Below are 26565 nucleotides of genomic sequence, written 5' to 3' on the forward strand. Positions count from 1 at the left end.
CTCGGCCAGTTACGCCTTGGTGGAGGAACCGGCGCGCGTCGCGGTGACGCGCTGGGAGAAGCGTCGCCACATCGGTGAACCGGCAAAGGGCAACGCGGCCAACCCGGTCACGACCAAGGCCACCAACATCGAGAACTGAATCGCGAACGAGTCGCCCACGTAGCCGCCCGGTGCCCGCCACGGTCCGGTCGAGAGCAGCGTGATGCCGATCATCGCGGCCACGCCGGCGGTGCCGACGAGAATGCGTGCGGTCCGCGCCGGGCCGAAGATTCGCAGCGCGGCAAGTCCGAGGATCGAGCACACAACTGCGATCGCCGCTCCCACTCCGCCGCCGATGACGGTGGCCGCCGCGAGTACGCCCACCCATCCTGCCGCGACGCTGCGCCACGGTCGGGGTGGTGTGAGGGGCTTGGGCTCTCGGCGAGTGGGGACAAGAGCCGCGAACAGCAGCGGGATCAGCAACACGAGCCCGCCGAAGATGCCGAGGCGGTACCAACGGTCGCTGGGGAAGTCGATGGTGACGGTTCCCGCGGTGCCTGCCGGCACGATCCAGCCCTGCTGCCAACCGTTCACGACCACCGGCGTCAGCTCGGAACCGTCCGGCGCCGTGGCGATCCAACCGATGCTGGTGCTCTCGGGATTGACGATCAGCTGATCGGCGGACGAGTTCGTGACGGTGAGTTCGCGGTGATTCGCCGTCCACGCGGTCGATTCGAGCGGTGTATTCCGCTGCGCGGCTGAAGGACCGACCGCCGCCAGGTCGAGATTGTCGACCGAGAATGCGGGGCCTGGTTCGACGACCACTTCAGGCTGTCCCGCCGGCAAAGTCGCCGAAGCGTCCAGACCGCACACACGTGCCTCGACGGGTGCGCCGGTCCGAAGTTGCGTCGCCGTCGCCGTGATCGAGGTGGGGAATTGCTGTCCGGCAACCGAAATGGTCGGGCCGTCGCCACAGGTGACGGTGACGGTGCGGTTGTCGAATGAGTCCGAGCCCTGCACTCCCGAACCGGCGATCGGGGTTCCGTCGGCACCGATGACGCCGACCTCGGCGAGGCCGGTGGGCTGCGCCTGGGCGAAGCCGAGCGCCGTCTGATCGAGGACCGGTTCCCAATCGGTGATGCTCAGGACGATCTTGTCGGTGACGAAGGGGGAGAGGGTAATTCGACTGGTTCGAGGCGTGTCGTCCGAGGGTTCGGGCAGCTCTCGCACCTGCGGCCCGTTGCCGAGATTCACCGCGACGCTGGTCGGCAGCGACGGCAGGGTGCCGAGTCCCCGGGTGATGTCCAGGCCGGTGACCAGGGTGGGCTCGGGAAGATTGAGAGTCAGCGTCGGTTTCGGGCCGCCCGGTTCTGTGGTGCTCTGCGGCGCCGACCACGTGGTGCGTGCGTCGCCGTCGGTGGCAGCGAAGGCAGATCCGCGTGTGTCGCCGATGTCGCTCGAACCCGAAGCCGTGATTCGGCCTGGGACGGCAAGCAGATCTTCGAGGGCGTTGCCCTGACGCGCTCGGACAGTCAGTGTCGGTGTAACGACTGTGTTTTCGGGCACCGTGAGCGTGCGCTGGAAGCGGCTCGGCTCTTCCGGTATCGCCATGAATGCATTGCTGCACCGCACGCGGTCGGTCGAGTCCGCGCACGCGTTGCGACCGGGGAACTCCTGGCTCAGATTCCAGGCGTTCACGGATGCGCCCGTCGGCGTATTCGGCAGGACCGTGTCGAAACGGATCGGTACGGTCTTCGGTGCGCTGCGATCGGAGAAGTCTTCGACGGAGAGTTCGCTGATGCCGAACTGTGTTCCAGGCGATCCGTTTTCGGTGTGAGTCGCTGTGATGCGTACCCACGGAGTGGTGCCGCCCGGGATCGAGACGGTGATGGGCTCACCGGGACGCTCCACCTTCACCGCTGTGCTGCCGTTCGGTGTCGAGACCTCGAGCCATTTGACGGGAGCTCCGATTGCCGCGGCACTGGTGGTCAGATGAAGCAACCCACTGGAAATCGGTGTGTCGAAGTCGATCTGCAACCACTGGCCCAGTGCGCGCTCGATGCCGTTGCTGAACCAGCCGGTGGCGGGATCGCCGTCGACCGTCGACGCGGGACTGCTCGACGGTGAAGTGCCGCCCAGCTGGGTGGCATCCGAGGCGGCGCTGGAGACGGTGATCGAAGCTCCGATCCAACGGCCTTCCACGAGAGGCGTGTTCGCAACCGGGTAGTCGGGCACCAGATTGTAGGTACGACGAGCGTCGTCAGGGGTGCGCAGGGCGGAACTGTGGTTGTCGACCTGACCGAAATCGGTTTCCCGATCGCGCGGTGTGTCGGTGACGGTGACAGAATCGACGGGCAGTCCCGCAGCTTCGGCGTCGGCGGCAAGAATCATCGGCCCGGTCCCCGGAACCAGCCCACTTTCGTGAAGTCGCACAGACGATTCCGGCCCACCTTGTATGCGCGGAACCTGGTTCAGGTCGACGGAGTACGGTCCGCTGACCGCCGCGGTGCCGTCGGGCGGGGTGACCTCGAAGATCTCGATGGCCGGGTAACCGGGGCGCAGATCGCTGTCCGCGACCAGCCCTTCGATCGGTTCGGGGCTGTTGTCCTCACCGAAGTGCGCGACTCGTTCGATTCCAGGAGAGCCTTCGACCGCCTGGTGCACGAGAATCGGCCTGGCCGAGCGCGACGTTTCGCCGTCGAGGTCGTTGCGCATCACCAGGTAGTGGATGCCCTGCCCCAGCAAGGTCTGTGCGAGGCCGTCCGACGGACGTCCGTCGGCGATGAGACGTTGCACCGAATCGAGCGCTCGGATGGCGCCGGGAGGGGTCAGCGGGACCGAGTCACGTACTGCCCACGGCGTACTCGCCAACGCCTGAAGCGGTTCGTCACGCGTCAGACCCCACACCTGGCTGCCGAAGGGCGCTCCCGGGACGACCAGGGCACGTTCGGCTTCCGATCCGGGGGAGGTGTTGTCCTCGAGCCACTGCGCCGCCTCGTTCCAGTACGAGGGGACGTCCGGATACGCACCGCGGGGAGCGAGCTTTCCCGTCCAGGCCAAGGCGGTCGAGAGGGTGAGGGCAACGAGGATCAGGCTGGTCAGTGCGACCATCGGTTCGCGCTCGGGATGGGCGAACGCGCGGCGCCATCGGGCGAGTGGAACCGATCCCGGCAGTGGCACTTTGGCCAGCAGGTGTGCGAGTCCGAGCACCAGCGGCAGACGGACCAACGGCTCGAGCTTGTGGACGTTGCGCAGCGGCGCGCCTGCCGAGTCGAGGAACAGGCGCACCGACTCCGACACCGGCGAGCTGAGTTCACCCACGTAACCCGCGGCCAGGCCGGTGATACCGACGAACAGGATGAGCGTCAGCCGGCCGCGAGCAGGCATGGACCGCATGCAGAGCCCGGCGAGGCCGGCGGCGGCAACCAGGCCGGTGGCGACGACTGCTGCGGGTTGGGTGACCAGGACGGCGCCGGCAATGCGTTCGGGGGAGACGAACGGGGTCCAACTGTCCGTGCCGCGAAGTATCTCGGCGAGCGATGCCCACTGAGTGGTGACACCGGCGGACTCGATGTAGTCGAGAAACGGTGGGCTGATCTTGCCGAGCAGAAGTAGCGGCACGATCCACCAGAGGGTGCCGAGAGCGACGAACAGCGCCCACCACGCGGTGAACGTCAGCCATGTTCGGTTGGGTTTGTGCGAGAGCCACCAGATGATCGCGACCAGGCAGGCCGCGGCGGTGGCGACGGCGTTGATCGAACCCATGAGTGCGACGGCAAGTGCGGATTGTGCGGCCAACCGCCTCAACCCCCGTGAGTGGTCAGGGAGTCCAGGGACCCCTTTTCCACGCACAGGGCCGAAGGCCAAAACCACCGGCAACAACACCCACGGCGCCAACATCATCGGCAGGGTTTCCGAGGAAATCGAACCGAGAGTGGTCAGCACGCGGGGAGAGAGAACAAAGGCAACCGCTGCGATGACGCGCGAACTACGGCTGCCGATTCCGAGAGCCTCGCCAACGCGGATGATGCCCCAGAAACCCGCGATCAGAAGCAGCGCCCACCAGATGCGCTGGGTGACCCACGGCGGAACGTTCGCCAACTCGCCGAGCGCGAAGAACGGCCCGTGCGGAAAGAAATATCCGTAGGCCTGGTTTTGAACCTGGCCGAGCGGGGCCTGACTACTCCACTGATGCGACGCGCGTTCGAGAAAACCGAACGGATTCTGCGTCAGGTCGTACTTGGTGTCAGCGGTGATCAGACCCGGCGATTGCAGAAAAGTGAGAAGAAACGCTACGACGGAGGCGCCGAACAGCCACCGCTTCGACAGGGGCTCTGCCGACGGGGCGGTGTCTACCGAAGACACCGCTGCGTCGGCGGAAGAACGGGAACTCGCGAGGCCTGCGCTCTCAGCGGCTGCCGTACTCAACCTGGTTCAGCACGGAAGAATCTGCGTTTCCGCTGCGGTCGATCTCGGGACGAGTGTTGTCCGACGCGGCGGCCGTGACACCGAAGATGACGCCGGCACCCAGAACGGCACCGATGACAGCGCTGGCCACACCGGGGACAAGGAACTTCGTCATCGCGGATCTCCCAATTGGTCGTTAGTCGGTCGTTCGCGGTCGGACGGACTTACCGGCCCGTACGAACTGCTCGGGTCAAGGTATCACCCGCACTCGAGAATCCGGACGATTACCCTCGTGACGTGCTGGTCAGTCGAGGGTTTCGGCGCCAAGCGCGGTCAACAGAGTGCGCAGTTTCGTAGATGTCTCGTCGAGTTCGTCCTGCGGATCCGATTCGGCGACAATTCCACCACCCGCGCTGGCCCAGGCGTTGCGGCCGTCTGCACTGATCTCGGCGCAGCGGATGGCAACTACCCAATCGCCGTCACCGGCCTCGTCGCACCATCCCACGGCGCCGCCGTAGAAACGCCGAGGTTCCTCGGTCTCGCGGATGACCTTCAGTGCCGCGTCAGTGGGTGTTCCGCACAGCGCGGGCGTCGGATGCAGCGCGATGGCGAGGTCGAGCGCAGTAGTGTCGTTTCGCAGCGTGCCGCGGATCGGGCTGGCCAAGTGCCAGACCTCGTGAGTATTGGTCAGTTCGGGAGTTGCCGGCACCGACAGATCACTGCACATCGGTTGCAGGACCTCGCGGATCCACGACGTCACGAAGGCGTGCTCGGCCAGATTCTTCGTCGAATGCAGAAGGCTTTCGCCTGCCTCGCGGTCTTGATCGGCGTCGGCGGATCGCTTGGTGGTCCCGGCCAACGGGCGACACGTCACGACGCGCCCGCGTCGACTGACCAATACTTCGGGCGTCGCGCCGACCAGGCTGTGGCCCTCGAATTCGGCTCCCGCAGCAGAGAGGTCGACGGCAAAGGTGTTGGCGACGGGATTGAGCGCCGCCATGCGTGCGGCGAGCGCGGTTGGGGAGATCGGGGTCTGCGTGCGAAGTTCCACAGTGCGAGCCGCGACAACCTTGTCGATCTCTCCACTGCGGAGGCGTCCGATCAACTTTTCCACTCGACGAAGATGCTCCGACGACGACGGGATCTCCCGGTCAACCCGGGTCGTGGGCAGGGCCTGGGGATCGCGCGGTTGCCACGGCCGCGACGCGATCGTCGCCTCGGCAGGTTCGTACAACGCCGTTGCGGCAGCCGGGTCGAAGGGGAGCGCTCCGACGATCAGCTTTGTCGTACCTGCCGACAGAGCGTTGGTGGCCGCGTCGGAGCTGTCGAAGCTGCGTCGTACGCCGCGGGTGACCACGCTGTGATCGGGGCGCGAGAGAACAAAACCGTCCATGGTGCTTTCGACACTAGTCGGCCACGGATCAGGAATGCGCGAAGGTCACTTCCCCGGAGGGACGATCAACACCGGCCGATGACTGTGACGCAGAACATGATCCGCGACGCTGCTCTGCAGTAGCGACCGCAAACCCGTGGTGCCACGGGTGCCGGTCACGATGATGTCGACGTCCAATTCGTCTGCGGTTTCGCAGATTGCAGACCAGATCGCGGATCGGCACTCGGCGCTTCTGCCTTCGACGGTCAGGCCTGCGGCCTCGGCCAGTGCGACGCCCTCGGCGAGGGTGACTTTGGCGTCGGTGTAGGCGATGTCCTCGACGTCGTCGTCGGGAACCCACTCCGGTTGCATCACCCCGGACAGGCCGGACATGCGAGCGGCCTGGCGAACCATGGGCTCCCAGGCAGTGACGAGAACAGCACGATTGGCGGAGAGGAAACGCCCCGCATAGTCGACTGCACGCTTGGCGTTGTCGGAACCGTCGTACGCGATGAGCATCAGACCTTGTGGCATCACGACCTCCTCGTCAGCGGGGGAATCGGTTCTCTTCCAGGCTACCGTCCCGATGTGCCCGTGAGGGAGTGTATTGGTACCGGGTCCGTTACGGTCGAGGTATGCGGATCAAGTTTCTGAAGGCTGCAACGACCATTGCATTGTGCGGAGGGTTGGTTGCGGGATGCTCGGGCGAAAACGGGACCGCCGATCCGGTTTCGAGCGCCCCGACCAGCACCAGCACCGAGATCACGTCGACGCCTGCGGCATCGAGCTCCGCACCCGTCGCCGCATCGTGCGGTAGTGACCTTCTAGCCTCGCTGTCCTTGCGTCAGAAACTTGCCCAGCTGCTCAACGTCGGCGTCACCGGGACCGACGACGCGTTGTCGATAGTGCAGAACGAGGAGATCGGCGGTATCTTCGTCGGAAGTTGGACCGATCAGTCGATGCTCACCAATCGCGAAGTGCCGCAGGTTGCTTCGGCGTCGAAGTTGCCGTTGATGGTGACGATCGACGAAGAAGGTGGACGGGTTTCGCGCGTCGCGGACATCCTCGGGCCCGATCCGTCGGCCAGGGAAACGGCGCAGACCATGACAGTGGAACAGACGTACCAGATGGCACTCGAGCGTGGACGCGGTTTGAAGGATCTCGGGATCACCGTCAACTACGCCCCCGACGTCGACGTCAGCAGCCAACCCGACGACTCCGTGATCGGGGACCGCTCGTACTCCGACGACCCCCAGACCGTGGTTGCCTACGCCGGTGCGTACGCGCAGGGGATGCGCGACGCCGGAATCTTCCCGGTGATCAAGCACTTTCCGGGGCACGGCAGCGCGTCGGGTGACTCGCACCGCGGTGAGGTGACCACGCCGCCGCTGCAGGATCTGATCGCGTCGGACCTGATTCCCTTCCGCGAGCTGTCGGGAACCGGAGTCGGCGTCATGATGGGTCACCTCGAGGTTCCCGGTCTGACCGAGCCCGGTACCCCTGCCAGCATCAGCCCCGCAGCCGTTGCGTTGCTTCGCGACGGAGTGGGTTACGGCGCAGCGCCGTTCACCGGCCCGGTGTTCACCGACGACCTCAGCGGCATGCAGGCGATCACCGACCGATACGATATTGCCGACGCGGTTCAGGCTGCGCTGGTGGCTGGAGTCGATCAGGCATTGTGGCTGACCACCGACGACGTTCCGCGGGTTCTCGATCATCTCGAGCAGGCCGTCGCGTCGGGTGAGCTTCCGCAGACGCGGGTCGATCAGGCTGTGGTCACAGTTGCCGCTGCCAAAGGTGCCGTGACCTGCTGAGTCGAAGTCAGGATTCGACGCGCAATCTTACCGTAGAGTAAGATCGACATTTACCCTGTGGTTGGAGGAAGCATGGCCGGCGGTACCAAGCGACTGCCACGCGCAGTGCGTGAGCAGCAGATGCTCGACGCGGCTGTGGACGTGTTCTCCGACAGGGGATTTCACGAAACTTCGATGGACACCATCGCGGCCAAGGCCGAGATCTCGAAGCCGATGCTGTATCTGTACTACGGCTCGAAGGAAGAGTTGTTTGCCGCGTGCATCCATCGCGAAGGGCTCCGCTTCCTCGAAGCACTCGCCCCGGCCGGCGCGCCGAACCTGACTCCGCGTGAACAATTGCGCGCCGCTCTCGAGGGTTTCCTCGGGTTCGTGGGCGCAAACCGCAAGTCGTGGATGGTGCTCTACCGTCAGGCCGTCGGGCAGCAGGCTTTTGCGGGCACCGTGCAGTCCAGTCGCGATCGGTTGATCGAGTTGACCGCGCATCTGCTCGAGTCCAGCACCAAGGATCCTGATGCCGCGCACGATTACGGGATCATTGCCATCGCGCTCGTCGGCGCAGGTGAGGCGGTAGCGGACCGGGTTGCGGGTGGGGAAATCGAAGTGGATGCCGCAGCGGATCTACTCGAATCCCTCGCGTGGCGCGGTCTGTCGGGCAAGAAGAAGTCCGAATAGCTCTCAAACCAATCTGAGCGAACGTACCTTTCAGCGCATCCAAGGCGCCGAAAGGTACGTTCGCTCAATTGGGGCGGGTGGGAACCCGACAAAACTCAGGTCAGCGCAGCGTCGCAGTGACGTGCGGGTAACCCTTCTTCGGGTGGCGCAGTGACAGATCCCAGCCGTCGTCGGTGCGATCAGCGTAGGCATTCAGCGTCGCCGGTAGCAGAATCGGCTTCCCGAAACGCACACTGTAGGTTACCTTGTCCGCGACGGACCCCTCGACGGTCCGCAGAACTGCCGCGGCACTCCACATTCCGTGAGCAATGGTCTTCGGGAAACCGAAAGCCTTCGCGCCCAGAGACGAGACGTGAATCGGATTACGGTCGCCGGAGACAGCGGCGTACTTGCTGATCGTGGTCTGGTCGACGCGGATGGTGCTCATCGGCATCGGGGGGACCTCGTCGGCCTTGGGCTCCGGACCGGGCTGGCCGGACAGGGAGGTCTTCTGCTGGTTCAGGAAGCTCGAGGTCTGTCGCCAGACCAGTTCCCGTCCCACCCGAATTTCGGTGATCACGTCGATCAGCAGGCCCTTGCGGTGCTCACGCAGGTTCTCGGCATGCACCGAGAGGTCCAGCGGTTCGCTGACGGAGATGGGCCGCAGCGATTCGATGACGTTCTCGGCGTGAACGGAGCCGACGGCGGCGAAGGGGAAGTCCTTCGACACCATCAGCTTCATCACGGTCGGGAAGGCCAAGGTGAAGGGGTACGTGATCGGCAGAGTGTCGCCGAACCGCAGTCCGGTCACGCGGCAGTACGCCGCCAGATTGTCGGTGTCGACCTTCAATCCGGTGAGGGTGAAGGTCTGCTGTGGCACCGAGCGCGAGTTGGACTTGTTCCACGGCAACAATCCCAGTACCGCGCGGGAGTAGATGTCGAGGGTCTTCGGCTGCTCGGTGAGCGCGACGGTCTTTGTTGCCATCATGCGCCCAGGAGGCTCTGGCCGCAGACGCGAACGACCTGTCCCGTAACGGCATTGGAGGCCGGGCTGGCGAAGTATGCGACGGTCTCGGCGACGTCGACGGTCTCGCCGCCCTGCAGGAGCGAGCTCATGCGGCGGCCGGCTTCGCGGGTGGCGAAGGGGATGGCTGCGGTCATGGCGGTCTCGATGAAGCCCGGTGCGACGGCGTTGATGGTGATGTTCTTCTTCGCCAGGACGGGAGCTTCGGCGTGTACGAGACCGATGACGCCGGCCTTGGAGGTGCCGTAGTTGGTCTGCCCGCGGTTGCCCGCGATGCCGGCGATGGAGGAGACGTCGACGACGCGGCCGCCTTCCTTGAGGGCGCCCTTCTCGACGAGGTGCTCGGTGATCTTCTGCGGTGCAAGAAGATTGACATTCATGACCATGTTCCAGCGGCCCTCGTCCATGTTGGCGAGGGTCTTGTCGCGGGTGATGCCGGCGTTGTGGACGATGATGTCCGCTCCACCGTGACGCTCGAGGAGGTGAGCTGCGAGGACCTCGGCTGCGTCGGCTGCCGTGACGTCGAGGGCGAGGGACGTGCCGCCGACCTTGTTCGCGGTCTCGGACAGCGCTTCGCCGGCGGCCGGGATGTCAGCGCAGACGACGTGCGCGCCGTCGCGGGCCAGGACCTCGGCGATGGTGGCGCCGATACCGCGGGCTGCGCCGGTGACGACGGCAACCTTGCCTTCGAGCGGCTTGTCCCAGCTTGCGGGCGCGACGGAATCTTCAGCGCCGACGACGATGACCTGGCCGTCGACGAAGGCGGACTTTGCCGAAAGGAGAAAGCGCAGAGTCGATTCCACGCCGGAGAGTCCGATGGATGCCTTGGGGGAGACGTAGACCAGCTGAGCGGTGGAGCCGCGCTTGATCTCCTTGCCGACGCTGCGGGTGAAGCCTTCCAGAGCGCGCTGCGCGACATGCTCGTCGACGCTCGACGTTTCTTCCGGCGTCGTGCCGAGAACGACGACGCGAGCCGACGGTGCGAGGTTGCGGATTACGGGCTGGAAGAACTCGAACAGCTGCTCGAGTTCGCTGACCTGAGTGATTCCGGTGGCGTCGAACACGAGTCCACCGAAGCTGCTGTCGTGTGCCTGAGCCGCCGGGTAGTCGGAGAGCAGTACGCGAAGTGGTTCTGCGAGCCGACCCTTGCCGCCGATGAGGACAGGTCCGGCGAGTGCGGGTTCCCCTGCTTTGTAGCGACGCAGGTTCTCGGGCCTGGGCAGGCCGGCCTTCGACGCGATGAATGCGCCGGGGGCGGACGAGAGGAACTGTGAATAGAGGTCGGGAGCTCCCTTGCTGGCTGCCACGGTCCTACCTTCTGTTGTGTTTCGGGTTGTCTCTCACCGGGCAATCGAAAGAATGCGGCGATAGACAAGTAACTTACTACTGAGTAAGAATAGTCTTCAACAGGTAATCGCACCATCCTTGGAGACGCAAGTGACAAGCAAAGCCCGTTCAAATGCAAAGCCCGCCGCACCGCGCACTGCACCGGCCGCAGCCGCTGCAAATTCTGCAGGTCAGCGCCGTCCGGTTGCGATCGTCGGCGGAAATCGCATTCCGTTCGCACGCTCGGACAAGGCGTACGCACAGGCGTCCAACCAGGACATGTTCACTGCGACGCTCGACGGTCTGGTGAGCCGATTCAATCTGCAGGGCGAGAAGCTCGGCATGGTCGTCGGCGGTGCGGTGCTCAAGCACAGCCGTGATTTCAATCTCATTCGCGAGTCCGTTCTCGGCAGCGCGCTGAGCCCGTACACGTCGGCGTACGACCTTCAGCAGGCGTGTGGCACGGGACTGCAGTCGATCATCGCCGTCGGCGACGCCATTTCGGCCGGCCGCATCGATTCGGGCATCGGCGGCGGCACGGACACCACGTCCGACGCCCCGATCGGCGTCAACGATCAGGCGCGCGAGTTCCTGCTCTCCCTCAATCGCGCGAAGTCCACGGGCGACCGCATCAAGCTGCTCGGCAACGTCCGTGCGGGCATGCTCGGCCTGGAGATTCCGCGCAACGGCGAGCCTCGCACCGGCAAGTCGATGGGTGACCACGCTGCGATCACCGCCAAGGAATTCGGCATCAAGCGCGAGGACCAGGACGAACTTGCCGCTGCCAGCCACAAGAACATGGCAGCTGCCTACGACCGCGGTTTCTTCGACGACCTCGTCACCCCGTTCCTCGGCCTGACCCGCGACGACAACCTCCGTCCCGGTTCGACCGTCGAGAAGCTGTCGACGCTCAAGCCCGTCTTCGGTACCAAGCTCGGCGACGCGACGATGACGGCAGGCAACTCGACGCCGCTCACCGACGGCGCTTCTGCAGTGCTCCTCTCCACCGACGAGTGGGCAGCCGAGCGCAATCTTCCGGTTCTGGCGCACCTCGTCGATTCCGAAACCGCTGCCGTCGACTACGTCCACGGCAAAGACGGGTTGCTCATGGCTCCCACGTACGCGATCCCGCGTTTGCTGGCCCGCAACGGTCTGACCTTGCAGGACTTCGATTACTACGAGATCCACGAAGCCTTCGCTTCGGTGGTTCTGGCAACCCTGCAGGCCTTCGAGTCCGACGAGTACTGCAAGGAACGCCTCGGCCTCGACGGCGCATTGGGATCGATCGACCGAAGCAAGCTCAATGTCAACGGATCGTCCTTGGCTGCAGGTCACCCGTTCGCGGCGACCGGCGGACGTATTGTGGCTTCCCTCGCAAAGATGCTCGCGGAGAAGGGTTCGGGCCGCGGCCTGATCTCGATCTGTGCGGCCGGTGGCCAGGGTGTCACGGCGATCATCGAGCGGTAACCGCTCCACAATCTCCCCATGCGACTGAAAACTGCGCTCACCTGCAGTGATCGTCGCGAGGGGATGCGTAATCGGGGATCCGGCCACGAGGGGTGGCCGGATCCCCGAACTCTTTGCAAACTTTTTCGCGCAGGCGTGTAACGCTGCAGAATAGCTACCGATATTCATGACAGCCCCGTGTTGCTGCCTGACCCCCGACCTGGCAGCAGCGCGGGGCTCTCGTATGTCCGGATATCCTGTATTGAGTTGTCGGTGAGCGCCGCAGCGACGGTTGATGCAGCGAGGAGCCAACAGGTGAGTGACGAAGAGGGTCCGTCCGTCGAGAAGACGAACAGCGAGGACTCGTCCCTCCCGGAACAGGAACTCGAGTCGGTCGAGGAACCTCAGGCGGTCGAAGAGACCGAGTCGGTCGAGGAACCCCAGTCGGTCGAGGAACCCGAGGCCCCTGAGGACACTGAGGCCGTTGTCGAGGCTGAATCAGTAGAACCGGAACCAGCCGAAGCACCAAGGCCTGTCGACGAAGAAGCAAGCGATTCCACGGAAGCGACAGTCGACGAATCGGCAAACGAGGTCACCACCGTCATCCCTGTCGTCCCAGCGGAGGACGCACCGCCGACGGAAGTAGTCAACTCGGCTCCGGCGACAGAAGCCATCGACGAGCAGACAGAGCAGTTCGAGCCCCCGGCAGTGGTGGTTCCCCCGAAGCCGCCGCGTCCCGAGTTCGTGCAGCAGTACGACACCCAGCAACTCGAACCCATCCAGCAGCAGTACGAGCCTGTTGTCCGAGAACCAGAGGTAGTTGCACCCCCGGCGCCGCAACAACCGGTGGCGCCCGCTTCGCAGTCTTCCCGCAAGTGGGTCAAACCGGCGATAGCAGTCGGCGCCATCTTTGCCGTCGCAGCGATTGCCTACGGAGTGGACATCTTCACCTCGTCCGGGAAGACACCACGCGGCACTCAGGTCGCCGGGGTGGACATCGGTGATCTCACGCCCGCCGACGCGGAGGCCACGCTGCGCGCCCAACTCGGCCCGAGGCTCGTCGAACCGGTAGCGGTACATGCAGGCGGCGTCGACTCCGAGATCGTTCCCTCGTCTGCGGGTGTGGACGTCGACTGGTCGGCGACGCTGTCGGGCGTGAACGCTCAGCCCATCAACCCGATCACCCGCATCACGTCGTTCTTCGGCTCCCGCGAGGTGCCCGTGGTGTCGGCAATCGACCAGGGTGCGTTGGATGCGTCGATGGCGCAGCTCGCGGCGAACAGCGATCGTGCGCCCGTCGAAGGTGCAGTCGTGTTCGAGAACGGGAAGGCGACTGGTGTTTCGCCCGCTCCCGGTCAGGCGCTCGAAACGCAGCAGGCGGGTTCGACCTTCGCCGCTGAATGGTCCGATGGTGGCGTCGTCGATCTTCCGGTCGACGAGGTTCCGGTGACGGTCACTCAGGCCGGTGTCGATCGTGCGCTGCAGGAGATCGCTATTCCAGCTGTCTCGGGTGACGTCGTGGTCAACGGCCGTGACGGCAAGGTCGCGACACTCGGCGTCGATCAGATCGGCGAGGTTCTGACCTTCACGCCCGACGGCTCGGGTGGGCTGACTCCGCAGTACAACACGGATGCTGCGATCAAGATTCTGACTCCGCAGTTGGCGTCGACGGAAGTACAACCCAAGGACGCGTCGTTCACCTTCGCCGGTGGCAAACCGTCGGTTGTGCCCGGTGTCGTCGGTGATCTGATCAACTGGCCGGACACGGTCAAGGAACTTCCGGTTCTGTTGGGCAGCACGGCTTCTCGGGCAACGCCCGCCGTGTACGGACCGGTCCCGCCGGCGTTGACCACCGAAGCCGCGGAGGCACTCGGCATCAACGAGGTGATCGGCGAATTCACTACCGGTGGTTTCGAATACGCGTCTGGTGTGAACATCGGCCTGGCCGCGTCGGAGATCGACGGGGCCGTGATCAAGCCCGGTGACACGTTCTCGCTCAACGAGTACACGGGCCCGCGCGGTGCGGCGCAGGGATACATCGAGTCGGGGATCATCAACAACGGTCGCCCGGACAAGGCTGTCGGCGGCGGTATCAGCCAGCTCGCGACGACGCTCTACAACGCGACGTATTTCGCAGGTATGGAGGACGTCGCGCACACCGAGCACAGTTACTACATCTCGCGGTACCCCGAGGCTCGTGAGGCGACCATCTTCGATGGTGCGATCGACCTGCAGTTCCGTAATCCGGCGAAGACCGGCGTGATGATCGAGACGATTGCGACGTCGTCGAACATCACCGTTCGGATCTGGGGAACCAAAACTGTCGATGTCACGTCGACGACCGGCCCGCGGACGTCGCCGACGTCGCCGAACACCGTGACCTTGCCGGAGGGGCCTGGCTGTGTGGCTTCGAGCGGTGCGCCCGGGTTCACGGTCAGCGACACTCGCGTGATCACCGACCACGCGAGTGGCGCCGAGATTTCCTCGAACACCCGAACCGTCAAGTACGACCCGGTGCCGATCGTGAAGTGCGAGTAGGGAACTACTTGCCGACGAGTGGGCCGAGGGTGCGGCCCGCGAGGTCGACGATGCCTGGCTCTTCGCCGTTGGTGATCAGGTTGATCACGACGCCGTCGATGCCGTGGTCGAGGATGCGCGTCTGAACCTGCTCGGCGACGTCGTCCGGGCTGCCGACGAAATGGCGTTCGGTGGCCTTGGCGACCACGTCTTCCGGCGCCGTGGTGATGTCGAGGCCACGCTCCGCGAGAAACGTTCGCTGATGGGCGCGAGCCTTGTCGCCGTCCTCGTCGATCATCATGAACGTGAGGAAGCTGGTCTCGAGGGTTGCGGGATCGCGACCGGCTTCGTCGCAGCGTGCCGCAAGTGCTTCCATCTTGCGCGGCAGTTCCGACGGGTCGCAGATGATGTTGAGGTGATCCGCGAAGCGAGCGGCGAGGCCGAACGTCTTTTTCTCACCGCCACCGCCCAGCAGGATCGGCAGGTCGTCGCGGACGCGAGGCTCGTTGATGGCGTCCTTGACGTGGTACCACTTGCCGTCGAAGGTGGGGCGATCACCGCGGAGCATCGGCGCGATGATCTGCAGTGCTTCGTCGAGTTTCTGGAAGCGCTCGGTGAACGTTCCGAACTCGTATCCGAACGAATTGTGTTCGAGTTCGAACCAACCGGCGCCGATGCCCAGGATGGCCCGACCGCCGCTCACCACGTCGAGGGTGGTGACGGTCTTGGCGAGCATGGGTGGATTGCGGTAGGTGTTTCCCGTGACCAGTGCAGACAACTGGATGGTCTCGGTGGCCGTCGCCAGCGCGGAGAGCGCCGAGTAGGCCTCGAGCATCGGGGCGTCCGGCGCTCCGATTCCGGGGAGTTGGTAGAAGTGATCCATCACGAATGCAGTGTCGAAGCCTGCGGCTTCGGCTTCGCGGGCCTGCGCTATGACGGTGGGGAAGAGGTCCTTGACCGGACCGCCGTAGCTGAAGTTGGGCATCTGGTATCCGAGGCGAGTGCTCACCGTTTCGACGTTACTCGCGATCGGTTGACCTGGCACGATTTTACCAACTCTATGGATTCCGTTGTGCTGGGCAGACTTCCGGAAGTCAGAGAAGTTCTTCGGCCGCGTCGCGTCGCTTGGCGCGCTGCTGGTGAAGTTTGACGACTGCGATTGCGATGCCACCGCCGATGATGGCGCCTACCAGCGCGCCGACCCAGGTTGACGATTCTTCGTACGAATCGAATTCGAGACGGGCCATGATTCCGACAGCGGCCACGAGGTAGAGCGCGATGCTGATCACCACGCGAGGGCTGCCGTAGGTGGACAATACGTAGACATCGACGTCGCACCGAAGTGCATAGATGATCGTGATCAACGAGCCGAACAACGCAACGATCAGCAGGGCGAGCGAGATCCACGCCCCTGTTCGGCCGGCGACCCAGGGCAGAATCGCCGAGCTGACGAATATTGCCCAGAAGACACTCTGGAGTCCCACCGCCGAGGCTTCGTTCCAGACGTCGCGCTGACGCTCGTCCTTGTAGAAGTCGTCGTCCAGATCTCCGACGAACCGCATTGCCTTCATCATGGTGCTCATGCCGTCTCCTCTGGAATTTCTGTGGTGAGTTCCGATTCGGGTAAGGGGAAGAGCGCTTCGACGGTGGTCCCCAGCGCCAGGGCCAGGCGAAGTGCCAGGTACACACTCGGTGCATAGTCACCGCGTTCGACGGAGACGATGCTCTGTCTGCTCACCTGACCTGCCGTGGCCAGTTGCGCCTGGGTGAGGCCGGCGAGGCGTCGGTGCTCCCGCACGTTGTTGTCGCCGGCCTTTCCAGTCATGCAAAAAGTAAAGAATACTTGTCACTAGATGTCAAGTTTACTTGTCATATGAGAGGCTGAAGAGCATGCGTGAACGATTTCTCGAGATCGCCCTGGCCAATCCGGTGGTCGCAACGATCGTGGAGCGTGCGCCGAAGCTGGGATTGCCGGAGTGGTACCTGACGGCGGGTGGGCTCTTCCAAACCGTCTGGAATCACATCGACGGCCGTGACCTCGGCGCCGGAATCAAGGACTACGACCTGTTCTACTTCGACGCCGGCGATCTGAGCTACGACGCGGAGGACCGTGTGATTCGTTCGGCGGCAGAACTGTTCGCCGATGTGGATGCCGATGTCGAAGTACGCAACGAAGCCCGCGTGCACCTGTGGTACGAGCAGCATTTCGGGATTCCCGGCGTTCCGTTCACCAGTTGCCGCGACGCTGTCGACCACTTCGCTTCCACAACTTGCTGTTTCGGGATCACCAAGGGATCGGATGGGACCTTGGACGTGTATGCCCCGCATGGATACGACGATCTTTTCGACATGATCGTCCGCCCCAACCCGGTACTGGCGCCGAGAGAGGTTTACGAGGCCAAGGCAGCACGGTGGCGCAGGGAATGGCCTGCGCTGACCGTGGAGCCTTGGCCTGAGACCTAAACCTAGACCTCGATCGGCGGATGCAGCCTGTCCATGGTCCATTGCCGATTTCGGCGTGCAGCAAGTGAACTGGCGCCCAGTGAGGCGACGAGAAGGCCGCCGAGGACGGCGATCGAGACCCACAGTCTCGAGTCGATACCGCCGACGGTGAGTTGTCGTAGCCCGTTCACCGCGTAAGTCATGGGGTCGAACGGGTGGATGATCTGGAACGGTTTCGCGGTGGTTTCGACGGGATAGATGCCGCCGGCCGAAACCAATTGCAGCATCAGGAAGGCCAGGGTGATGACGCGTCCGACGGAGACTCCGTATATGGCGTTGAATGCCTGGATCAACGCCATATACGTGGCAGTGATGAGCATCAGGAATCCGACGGTGCCGAGGGCGTGTGTGGGGTGCAGGCCGACGGCGAAGTGCACGACCAGGTACATCACGATCACCTGGCAGATGCCGATGAGCAATGCCGGCCAGTACGAGGCGAGGACTACTCGTAGCGCACCGAGTCCGTTTGCGATGGGCCGGTTCTGGAGCGGCTTGAGCAGCATCCAGGTGATGATGCCGCCCACGAACAGCGCGAGGGGCAGGAAGAACGGTGCAAAACCGGTACCGAACGTGCTTGCCCGGTTCTCGTACGTCTCCTGTAGTTCGACCGGGCTGGAGAGGGTTTGAGCGGTTGCGGTTCGCTGCTGATCGCTCCAACTGGGGACCTGACCGGCGCCCTCGGTGAGTTTGGTCGCGAGTTCGGCAGACCCGGCACGGAGTTGCTCGGTGCCGTCTGCGAGTTTGGCTGCACCATCGGAGAGTTGAACGCTTCCGTCGGTGAGTTGAACCAGTCCACTGCTGAGGGTTTGAGCGCCGTCGTTGACTTGCTGACCGCCGTCACGCAGCTGTACCAGGCCGTTGCGGAGTTCACCACCGCCGTTGGCCGCGGCGCTGAGCCCGGCTCGGAAGGTGCTCGACGGATCGTCGAGTTGGTAGGCGAGTTGTTGTGCACCGCTCTTGAGTTCGCCCAGTTGGCCCATGGTCGCTTCACCGAAACCCTGAGTGCGCAGCATGTCCTGGGCAGGTGCGAGGGCATTGGCGATCTGTTGGCTGACGGGATCCGGGTTCAGTCGAAGGCTGGCCACTGCCTGCCCGACCAGCTGTGCGACGTCTGCTTGTGTGTTCCCGAGGACACTCAGTTGGTCGACGACCTGGGTGACGCCACCACTGAGTTGGCTTGCGCCGTCGCCAAGTTGGACGGCTCCGAGATCGAGCTGCCCCAGACCGTCGGTCAGTGCGAGGACGCCGTCCGTGGCGGTGTTGATACCGGTCGAGAGTTGCGCTGTACCGCCGGCAAGAGTGGCTGCACCGTCACGTGCGGTAACCATGTTGTCGGCCAGAGTTTTCGAGCCCGACGCCAATTCGCCGGCTCCGGCGTTGGCAGTGTTCACTCCGGCCGAGAGCTGGAGCGCTCCGTCGGCGGCCTGCTTCAAACCAGCACCCGCATCGGTCAATCCGACCAGAACTGTTTCGACGGACTGCGCGCCGATCTTGTCGCTGACCTGACTGAGGACCTGCTGGGCGGCGTTTTGGCCGATGATGGTGCCGAGGTAGTTGTTGACGTCGTTGAAGGTGAACTGCAACTGAGCTTTGTGGGGGTCCTTGGTCGTCGGGGAGGCGACGGCCTCGCTGAAATTCTCAGGCAATGTGAGAGAGAAGTAGTACGTGCCGTCCGAGACTCCCTGAGCGGCTTCCTGCTGCGAGACCAGGTGGAGATCGAGCTCACCGGAATCGAGCAGCGCTTGGCTTACCTCGTCTCCCGCGTTGAGCTCCTGACCCTGCACCATCGCGCCGCGGTCGGTGTTGACCAGCGCGACGGGGACCTTGTTGACCTCACCGAACGGATTCCAGAAGGCCCACAGGTACATCGCGCCGTACAGCAGTGGCATCAAGATGATGGTGACGAGTGCGATCCTGGGCATCGCGCCGCGGGAGAACCGCTTGAGTTCGGTTCCGAGAGACATTCCAGCGAGCATCGCGGTTACCTCGCCCCTTCTTGGTCGGGATTGGTGACTTCTTGGAGCAGGGTGACGGCATCGATGGGTGATCCGTCTGGCAGCGGGTTGACGGTCGACGCGATGATGGTCTGGTAGCTCCCCATCTCGACGAGTCGCTCGACGAGGTACGCACGTTCGGAGTCGCGCCGCACTTGTTCGAGATCGTCGACGACAAGCAGGGCCGGCTTTTTCGTGTTCGCGACGGCGATACGCAGCAGGATCGCCTCGAGTTCCCCGAGATCGCTGACGTACCGGCCGAGCGCAGGTAACGGATGATCGCCGAAGACGGGAGCGCACACCGCTTCGAGTTCGCGGTCTCCGGCGCGTCCGATGAGCTTGTACCAGGGCGCATCCCAGCGAATTTGTTCGGTGATCAGATCGCGGACGGTGACGGATTCGGCAAGCTCGTCGATGTCCTCGAACCCGGCGACCCCGGCGATCTCGAAGATCTCGCGGGGACGCGTTCGACCGAAGACGGACAGTGAGCCGGAACTGGCTTTCATTCGTCCGCTGAGTGTCAGAAGTAAGGACGTACGTCCTGAACCGGCCGAGCCTTCGAGGATGGTCACACCGCCCGCACGAATCTCGAGATTGACGGGTCCGAACACCGGCCCCCATGGGCCGTCGAGCGCCAAGTCCGTGGCGGTCAATGCCAGGTCAGGGGCGTAATCGGGTTGTGCGTGCTCTGGTGCGACCACGATGATCACCTGTCTGTTGATCTACTCGGCCTGCGAAAGAACCGAGTGCTGGTTCAGTGGACGTTCGTGCTCACCCAATCACATCGGTAGCGGGCGAGCGGTCCCATGAATGGGATGTGTCGGACACGTTCGACAACTTGAAGACCGAACGGTATGTATTCTGTTGGAAACGGAACGGGGGAGTCGAGGTGCCGGTTCGTAGACGCGGTATGTGTGCGTTACTGGTCATGGCCACCCTGTCGGTTGTCTCCTGTGCCGGTGAGCGCGAGTCGCCCCCGTTCGTGTCGAGCGAGAGGCTTTTCGAGTTCACCGGTCGCAATGTCGGACCCGTGACCGTTCCGCCCTTGCCTTCCGATCGGCACGAGTCCGAAGCAGCGCCGTACGGAGCCATCACCCTGTCCGGTGGGTGGAGCGGCGCAGCCAATGTCTCGCTGCCCGGATCCGTCACGTGTTTCGAGCACAACTGGGCGGATTCGCTGCCCGCCGGTCACCGCCAGTGGGCCTACGAGGTGCACACCAGTTCCTTTTACGAGTACGACGGCGGCGGCGAGTATCCGGGACGTGATTTCCAGTTGCAGGTCTACGTGAACGAAAAACCGGAACCAGGTCAGCACGGGTCGGCGATCATGAAGTTCTCGGATCAGAGCGGACAGTTCGTGTCCTTCGGGGGCGGTGACGACAATTCCATCGAAATCGTCAGTTCTCCGGACCGCAGGCGCGTGGCGCTTTCCCTGGTGGGAAGGGCGGCACGGCCCGGCGAACAACCGACGACGTCCGTACTGTCCGCACAGATCAGTTGTCCGACCGTCGAGCGCAGATGACCTCGGATTCCATGGACTGCTGAGCATGAAAATGCCGGCCCCGAAACGTTCTCGGGACCGGCACTTTTCATGAATCAGGAACGAATCAGAATGCTGCTTCGTCGATCTCCATGATGTCGTTCTCGGTGTTCGCGATGATCTCGCGTGAAGCGGTGAGCTCGGGCAGGACGTTCTTGGCGAAGAAGGAAGCGATGGCGACCTTGCCCTCGTAGAAGCCCTTGTCCTTGTCGGAAGCGCCGTTGTCGAGTGCCGCGAGAGCGATCTCGGACTGGCGGAGCAGCTGCCAGCCGATGAGCAGGTCGCCGACGGACATCAGGAAGCGGACGGAGCCGAGGCCGACCTTGTACAGCTCGGTGGGCTGCTCCTGAGCTCCCATGAGGAAGCCGGTGAGCGTGGCGGCCATGGCCTGGACGTCTTCGAGTGCGGTGGCGAGCAGTGCGCGCTCCGCCTTCAGACGACCGTTGCCGGCTTCGCTGTCGATGAAGGTCTTGATCTGTCCGGCAACGTGAGCGAGCGCGACGCCGCGGTCACGAGCGATCTTGCGGAAGAAGAAGTCCTGAGCCTGGATGGCCGTCGTGCCTTCGTACAGCGAGTCGATCTTGGAGTCGCGGATGTACTGCTCGATCGGGTAGTCCTGCAGGAAGCCGGATCCACCGAGGGTCTGCAGGCTGTCCGTCAGGTACTGGTACGCACGCTCGGAGCCGACGCCCTTGACGATCGGGAGCAGCAGGTCGTTGACGCGGAACGCGGTGTCCTTGTCTGCGCCCGAGACGAGCTGGGCGACAACCTCGTCCTGGTGAGCTGCGGTGTAGAGGTACACCGCGCGCAGGCCTTCGGCGTATGCCTTCTGCATTGCCAGGCTACGACGCACGTCGGGGTGGTGCGTGATGGTCACGCGCGGTGCTGCCTTGTTGGTCATCTGGGTCAGGTCTGCGCCCTGCACGCGCTGCTTGGCGTAATCGAGAGCGTTGAGGTAACCGGTGGAGAGGGTGGCGATTGCCTTGGTGCCGACCATCATTCGAGCGTGCTCGATGACGTCGAACATCTGGGCGATGCCGTTGTGGACCTCGCCGACCAGCCAGCCCTGTGCGGGGATGCCGTGGCCGCCGAAGGTGACCTCACATGTGGCGGAGACCTTCAGGCCCATCTTGTGCTCGACGTTGGTGACGAAGACACCGTTACGCTCGCCGAACTCTTCGGTCTCGAAGTTGAAGTGCGTCTTCGGGACGAAGAACAGGCTCAGGCCCTTGGTGCCCGGTCCGGCACCTTCGGGGCGAGCGAGAACGAGGTGGAAGATGTTCTCGAACAGGTCGTCCGAGTCGGCCGAGGTGATGAAGCGCTTGACGCCCTCGATGTGCCAGGAGCCGTCGTCCTGCTTGATCGCCTTGGTGCGTCCGGCACCGACGTCGGAGCCGGCGTCGGGCTCGGTGAGGACCATCGTGGCGCCCCATCCTCGTTCGACGATGGTGGCGGCCCACTTCTTCTGCTCTTCGGTGCCGTTGTTGAACAGCACGTCCGCGAAAGCGGGTCCGGCCTGGTACATGTGCGCTGCAGGCTGTGCGCCCAGGATCAGCTCACCGATGGCCCACACGACGGAGCGGGGAACCGGCACGCCGCCGACCTCTTCGCTCAATCCCATGCGGTACCACTCGGCATCCCACAGAGCCTTGAACGACTTCTTGAAGGATTCCGGAAGTGCAACGGTGTGCGTCTCGGGATCGAAGACAGGGGGGTTGCGGTCCGCATCGGCGAAAGATTCGCCAAGCGGTCCCTCGGCCAGGCGTGCGACCTCTGCCAGCATGTTGCGGACAGTGTCGGCATCCAGGTCGCCCCAAGCGCCTTCGCTCAGTGGCTTCTCCAGTCCGAGAACCTCGAAGAGGTTGAACTCCAGGTCCCGAACGTTGCTCTTGTAATGGCCCATGTCTTCTGCTTCTCCCAGTGAGGTGGTGCGGTCCAGCACTCCTAGTACCGCCCGAAGTTTATTACTCGTCGGTAACTTAATACATGTTACTAGCCGTTCTTTGCATTGCCAACACCGGATTTGCGTCCGATGACAAGCGCGTCGACCGCGATTCCCGTTTCGGTGTGCCTGTGGGGATTTCCGGCGATCTCGAACTCGAGCTTTCCGTGGAACTCCTGCATCAATTCTTCTGGTGTGTAAAGGATTTCGGGATCTTGCGGCCCGCCGACGCCGTAGTCGATGTTGCTTCGGTCGTGACCCAAAATCATGAGGATTCCGTCAGGTTTCAGAGAATTTATGGCACGGTTCACAACCAGGGTGCGTTGTGGTGCGGGCAGATGAAGGTAAAGAAGCAGGGCCAAGTCGTATCCCTGCCCGTTCCTCGAGGCGTAATCCGCGACGGTGACGTCGCCGCATCGGTAGTCGAGCCGGTCGAGAACCGATCGGGGCGAGCGGGCCGCGATCGTGCGGGCTTTCTCGATCGCGACGGCCGAGTAGTCGATCCCGGTGACCTCCCAACCGCGGGTCGCGAGCCACAACGCGTTACGGCCCTCGCCGCACGCCAGGTCCAGTGCCTGGCCGTGGGGGAGGGCCGTCGCGTATTCCACCAGCAGTTCGTTGGGAGGAGCGCCCCAGACGAGCTCGGTTTCTTCGTACTTCTTGTCCCAGGCCGCATCCATAGATGACGACGGTAGTGCCACTCAGTGGTTACGCACTCCGTCCATCGGGTTCTTGCGTAGAGCGGCGCGCGTCGGGATCGCGATGGAGACAAATCCCAGAACAGCGGTCACCGCGACGATGGAACCGTAGATCGCCGGTGAAATCGCCGGGATCGGCTGCCCGGACACCGCTACGGCAATGCCCATCAGAGGCGGCAGGGCGATCAGTGATCCGACCACGACGGCGATTCCCACCACCATCAACGACTCGATGCGCATCATTGCTCGGACCTGCCTCGTCCGCGAGCCCACCAGTTGAAGGAGCGCGAACTCGCGGGAACGCTCGGCAGTGGCGGCGACCAGGGTGTTCACGACGGCGACTGCGAGATAGCCGAGCAGGACGAGGACGGCGAGGATGCTGACCCACGACTGCATGCGACGCTGATCTTCGCCTGCGGCCCCGAACTGGTCCTGGTTCATCGCGGCGATCGAGGGGAACGAGCGCAACGACTGCTGGACTTCGGCCGACCGTCCGGGTTCGGCAGCAACCAGAACGGTGTCGATCAGAGCGTCGGTGGAGTGCTGACGCAAAGTCTCGATCGGCATGGTCACGTCCCCGAATCCGAGGCCGCGACCATATTTTGCGACGACCATGGGATGTACCAGTGTTCCGTCACCCAGATAGAGGTCGACGCGCTGGCCTACCTTGGCTCCGAGGGTGAAGGCGCCGTCTTCGCTCACGGCAACGGTATCGCCGGTCAGAGCGCTGAGGTCGCCCTCGGTCACCGCGAGATCGAGGGTCGCGTCGGCGCTGGCGGCGTCTATGCCCTGGGCCGCGATCGCGCTGTCGGCTGAGCCGCCTTCCTCACCGCTGGGTACCGGGAGGACTTGACTGCGGACCACCGGGTTTGCCGCACTCACTCCGGGCACCGATGCGATCGACTCGAGGAGTGAGGGAGCGATACCGGCTGGTGCGCCGACGATCAGGTCGGCGGTGACGCCCTTGATCGACTGGTTGGTCGCCTCGGCGGCGACGGTGCTCTGGCTGAAGAACTGCACCGAGCCGAGCGCGATTGCGAGAGCCAACGGAACAACCGCCGACGAGAGCCGTCTCGAATTGGATTCGGCGTTGGCGGCAGCGAGAACTTTGGACGCCGACCCACTGCGGCGCAGCGGACCGCCGATCACCTTGATGATGCCGCGCACCAACAAGGGGCCGAGCAGCGCGACCGAGAAGATCAACAACAGTGCGCTCGAACCGGCTCCAGCGGCCGCCACGCTGCCGGGCAGGAAAGCAGGGAGGACGCAGGCGCTGAGGCCGGCGGCGCCGAAGATCAGCCCGGTGACGATGCGTCCGCGGCTCAGTTTCGCCGGGCCGCTTTCGGATTCGCGAAGCGCTTCGACGGGGTCGAGCTTCGCCGGTCGTCGTGCCGCGATCGCCGCTGCCGCGCGGGCAGTGAGTACGCAGATCAGGAAAGCTGCGATCGCCGGAAGCGGGCTGTAGGCCAGCGCGAAATCGGTGGGCATGACCCCGGCGTCGGCGAACTGTGCGCCAAGCACTCGGGCGAGCAGGTATCCGGGCACCGCGCCGAGAGCTGCCGCCGCAGCAGCAACGAGCAGCACTTCACGTCCGATCATGACGTGCACTTGCCGCGTGGTGGCTCCGATTGCCCGCAGCAGAGCGAACTCTCGGCGTCTGGCGTTGATCGAGAGCGACAGCGTGCTGGAAACGACGAACATACTGACCATCAACGCGAGACCGGCAAACGACGCGCAGAGCACGATCAACTGCGTCCGCGCAGCACCGGCGTCGAGGAATTCGATGCCTCCGCGTGCGGTGCCGGTCGAGACCTCCGCACCGGTTCCGGCGAGTGCGTCGCGAGCGAGAGCGGCGGCGTTGACGCCTTCGGGAGCGATCAATCCGACTGCGGTGACCGAGTTCTGGTGCGGCCACAACCGTTCGGCCTCTGCGTCGTCGAGGAAGACGAGTGCCGGACGGTCGGGTGACGGCGCCGAAGCCGAATCAGCTGTGCCGACGACGGTGTACTCGTCCGTTACCGCGCCGTGAGCCAGCGTGATTCGCTCGCCGAGCGCGGCGCCCGTGGTCGAGACCACCTCGTCGCGGCTCTGCGGAGCGCGCCCCTCGATGAGCGAGTACGGCGCCAATTGTGCTGTTTCCCAAGGATGTGCGTCGAGTACGACGCCCTCGGCGGTGCTGACGGGGACGGAGATGTCGGGAACCACGGTGACATCGAGTGCGTCGAGCTTGCGGACCGTATCGCCGGCGAGGAGAACTCGCTCGGCAAAGGGCTGATCGGCGTCTTCCTTGACCTCGAGCGCCTGTGGTGCACTCACGACGGCGTCGGCACCGGCGTAGAGATGTGGTGAGACACCGCCTCGCACTCCCGATTCCAGCAGCACACCCAGACCGCAGGTGAGGAGCGCTGCACAGAATACGGAGACGAACACGGCGACGAAACCGGAGCGGTGCGCTTTCAGGTGCGCAAAGGTGTGCGCTTTCATCATCACCAGTCCCCGAGGTGCGTCATGCGCTCGGCGATCTGCTGCGGGGTCGGGCGGTCGATGTGCCCGACAAGTTTCCCGTCGGCGAGGAACAGCACACGATCGGCGTACGACGCGGCCACCGGGTCGTGCGTGACCATGACGATGGTCTGATCGAACTCGGCAGCCGTCCGGCGCAACAACTCCAGAACCTGCTTGGCGCTGCGGGAGTCGAGGGCGCCGGTCGGTTCGTCGGCAAAGAGTGCGTCGGGGTGAGTGACGAGGGCGCGCGCGATGGCGACGCGTTGCTGCTGACCGCCGGACAGTTCGGAGGGTTTGCGCTTTCGGTGTGATCCGAGTCCGACGGATTCGAGGACGAAGGTCAGGTACTGCTTGTCGGCTCGTCGCCCGGCGAGGAGTAGGGGGAGCGTGACGTTCTGCTCGACGTCGAGAGCGCCGAGCAGGTTGTAGGCCTGGAAGACGAAACCGATGTGATCGCGACGGAAGATGCTGCGGGCCTTCGGCTTCAGTTGTGAAATTTCGGTGTCGCCCAGCCACACCGATCCGCTGCTCGGTCGGTCGAGGCCCGCGGCGCAGTGCAGGAAAGTGCTCTTACCTGATCCGGACGGGCCCATCACTGCGGTGAAGGTGCTGCGCGGCAGAGTGAGGCTGACGTTGTCGAGGGCGGTCACGGCGCCGCGGCCGTTGCCGTAGACCTTGCTGACCCCTTCGAGTCGCACGGCAGATGTTCGAGCTCCCGTGGCACCAGGAGCCGGCGGGGCGAGGACCGAGTGTCGATTCTTCATGGGAAGAACGCTATGGAGATTCGCCATTCGTCGACATCCAGCAGAGTCCCGAATCAATGGTGTAGCCAGCTGTAGTGGATCGTG

Annotated in this window: 21 protein-coding genes; 6 read left to right on the forward strand and 15 right to left on the reverse strand. The window is 64.1% G+C overall.

The window, feature by feature from the left end:
• Window positions 1-9: 9 nt before the first annotated feature.
• The 4 genes from RhoBH5_RS32580 to RhoBH5_RS13540 form a co-directional block, all read right to left on the reverse strand.
• Window positions 10-4344, reverse strand: a complete 4335-nt coding sequence (locus RhoBH5_RS32580) for an alpha-(1->3)-arabinofuranosyltransferase (RefSeq protein ID WP_333482248.1) — start codon at window positions 4342-4344, stop codon at window positions 10-12.
• A 43-nt stretch (window positions 4345-4387) separates the two neighbouring features.
• Complete coding sequence (locus RhoBH5_RS13530) at window positions 4388-4561, reverse strand: DUF2613 domain-containing protein (RefSeq protein WP_003945488.1); 174 nt, start codon at window positions 4559-4561, stop codon at window positions 4388-4390.
• Window positions 4562-4690: 129 nt separating this feature from the next.
• Window positions 4691-5779, reverse strand: a complete 1089-nt coding sequence (locus RhoBH5_RS13535) for an isochorismate synthase (RefSeq protein WP_083058398.1) — start codon at window positions 5777-5779, stop codon at window positions 4691-4693.
• Window positions 5780-5824: 45 nt separating this feature from the next.
• Window positions 5825-6292: a universal stress protein gene (locus RhoBH5_RS13540; protein WP_003945900.1), complete on the reverse strand. Its 468-nt coding sequence runs from the start codon at window positions 6290-6292 to the stop codon at window positions 5825-5827.
• A gap of 101 nt (window positions 6293-6393) precedes the next feature.
• Between RhoBH5_RS13540 and RhoBH5_RS13545 the strand changes: the two genes are divergently transcribed.
• Together RhoBH5_RS13545 and RhoBH5_RS13550 are read left to right on the forward strand one after the other, a co-directional pair.
• The gene (locus RhoBH5_RS13545; protein WP_058039141.1) at window positions 6394-7572 is read left to right on the forward strand and encodes a glycoside hydrolase family 3 N-terminal domain-containing protein; all 1179 of its coding nucleotides are present in this window, start codon (window positions 6394-6396) and stop codon (window positions 7570-7572) included.
• A 72-nt stretch (window positions 7573-7644) separates the two neighbouring features.
• Window positions 7645-8244 (forward strand): TetR/AcrR family transcriptional regulator, encoded by a 600-nt coding sequence (locus RhoBH5_RS13550; RefSeq protein ID WP_003945885.1) that lies wholly within the window; start codon window positions 7645-7647, stop codon window positions 8242-8244.
• A 100-nt stretch (window positions 8245-8344) separates the two neighbouring features.
• Here the strand turns inward: RhoBH5_RS13550 and RhoBH5_RS13555 are convergent, their stop codons facing one another.
• Complete coding sequence (locus RhoBH5_RS13555) at window positions 8345-9208, reverse strand: MaoC/PaaZ C-terminal domain-containing protein (protein ID WP_007734551.1); 864 nt, start codon at window positions 9206-9208, stop codon at window positions 8345-8347.
• On the reverse strand, window positions 9208-10554 hold the full coding sequence (locus RhoBH5_RS13560) for a 3-oxoacyl-ACP reductase (RefSeq protein ID WP_270008409.1): 1347 nt from the start codon (window positions 10552-10554) through the stop codon (window positions 9208-9210). Before RhoBH5_RS13560 ends, RhoBH5_RS13555 begins: the two co-directional genes overlap by 1 nt.
• 130 nt (window positions 10555-10684) lie before the next feature.
• On the opposite strand from RhoBH5_RS13560, the gene RhoBH5_RS13565 reads away from it, so the two are divergent.
• Together RhoBH5_RS13565 and RhoBH5_RS13570 are read left to right on the forward strand one after the other, a co-directional pair.
• A complete protein-coding gene (locus RhoBH5_RS13565) occupies window positions 10685-12040 on the forward strand; it encodes an acetyl-CoA C-acetyltransferase (protein ID WP_003945465.1) in 1356 nt (451 codons plus the stop codon).
• 294 nt (window positions 12041-12334) lie between these two features.
• Window positions 12335-14557, forward strand: a complete 2223-nt coding sequence (locus RhoBH5_RS13570; protein ID WP_065352000.1) for a VanW family protein — start codon at window positions 12335-12337, stop codon at window positions 14555-14557.
• Window positions 14558-14561: 4 nt separating this feature from the next.
• On the opposite strand, the gene RhoBH5_RS13575 is transcribed toward RhoBH5_RS13570, so the two are convergent.
• The 3 genes from RhoBH5_RS13575 to RhoBH5_RS13585 form a co-directional block, all read right to left on the reverse strand.
• Window positions 14562-15545, reverse strand: coding sequence for an LLM class F420-dependent oxidoreductase (locus RhoBH5_RS13575; protein WP_007734562.1), 984 nt, complete (start codon window positions 15543-15545; stop codon window positions 14562-14564).
• Between the two features lie 85 nt (window positions 15546-15630).
• On the reverse strand, window positions 15631-16119 hold the full coding sequence (locus RhoBH5_RS13580; RefSeq protein ID WP_270008410.1) for a hypothetical protein: 489 nt from the start codon (window positions 16117-16119) through the stop codon (window positions 15631-15633).
• The gene (locus tag RhoBH5_RS13585; protein WP_007734566.1) at window positions 16116-16361 is read right to left on the reverse strand and encodes a helix-turn-helix transcriptional regulator; all 246 of its coding nucleotides are present in this window, start codon (window positions 16359-16361) and stop codon (window positions 16116-16118) included. Before RhoBH5_RS13585 ends, RhoBH5_RS13580 begins: the two co-directional genes overlap by 4 nt.
• A 65-nt stretch (window positions 16362-16426) precedes the next feature.
• Here RhoBH5_RS13585 and RhoBH5_RS13590 point away from each other — a divergent pair, with 65 nt between their 5' ends.
• Complete coding sequence (locus RhoBH5_RS13590; RefSeq protein ID WP_270008411.1) at window positions 16427-16999, forward strand: nucleotidyltransferase family protein; 573 nt, start codon at window positions 16427-16429, stop codon at window positions 16997-16999.
• A 2-nt stretch (window positions 17000-17001) separates the two neighbouring features.
• Here RhoBH5_RS13590 and RhoBH5_RS13595 read toward each other — a convergent pair whose 3' ends face one another.
• Entirely contained in the window at window positions 17002-19014 is a 2013-nt protein-coding gene (locus RhoBH5_RS13595; RefSeq protein WP_270008412.1) for a YhgE/Pip domain-containing protein, read from the reverse strand.
• Window positions 19015-19019: 5 nt separating this feature from the next.
• Window positions 19020-19742: an ATP-binding cassette domain-containing protein gene (locus RhoBH5_RS13600; RefSeq protein WP_007734574.1), complete on the reverse strand. Its 723-nt coding sequence runs from the start codon at window positions 19740-19742 to the stop codon at window positions 19020-19022.
• Between the two features lie 179 nt (window positions 19743-19921).
• Here RhoBH5_RS13600 and RhoBH5_RS13605 point away from each other — a divergent pair, with 179 nt between their 5' ends.
• Window positions 19922-20554 carry a hypothetical protein gene (locus RhoBH5_RS13605; RefSeq protein ID WP_270008413.1) on the forward strand — a complete coding sequence of 211 codons (633 nt, stop codon included), beginning with the start codon at window positions 19922-19924 and terminating at the stop codon, window positions 20552-20554.
• An 85-nt stretch (window positions 20555-20639) separates the two neighbouring features.
• On the opposite strand, the gene RhoBH5_RS13610 is transcribed toward RhoBH5_RS13605, so the two are convergent.
• From RhoBH5_RS13610 to RhoBH5_RS13625, 4 genes are all read right to left on the reverse strand, one after another.
• On the reverse strand, window positions 20640-22475 hold the full coding sequence (locus RhoBH5_RS13610) for an acyl-CoA dehydrogenase (RefSeq protein WP_007734578.1): 1836 nt from the start codon (window positions 22473-22475) through the stop codon (window positions 20640-20642).
• Between the two features lie 89 nt (window positions 22476-22564).
• Window positions 22565-23194 (reverse strand): class I SAM-dependent methyltransferase, encoded by a 630-nt coding sequence (locus RhoBH5_RS13615; protein ID WP_270008414.1) that lies wholly within the window; start codon window positions 23192-23194, stop codon window positions 22565-22567.
• 21 nt (window positions 23195-23215) lie between these two features.
• Window positions 23216-25699 (reverse strand): ABC transporter permease, encoded by a 2484-nt coding sequence (locus tag RhoBH5_RS13620; protein WP_270008415.1) that lies wholly within the window; start codon window positions 25697-25699, stop codon window positions 23216-23218.
• Window positions 25699-26481 (reverse strand): ABC transporter ATP-binding protein, encoded by a 783-nt coding sequence (locus RhoBH5_RS13625; RefSeq protein ID WP_051649487.1) that lies wholly within the window; start codon window positions 26479-26481, stop codon window positions 25699-25701. Before RhoBH5_RS13625 ends, RhoBH5_RS13620 begins: the two co-directional genes overlap by 1 nt.
• Between the last annotated feature and the right edge of the window lie 84 nt (window positions 26482-26565).

The sequence above is a fragment of the Rhodococcus sp. BH5 genome (assembly GCF_027583855.1).
GTDB classification, from domain to species: Bacteria; Actinomycetota; Actinomycetes; order Mycobacteriales; family Mycobacteriaceae; genus Rhodococcus_F; species Rhodococcus_F qingshengii.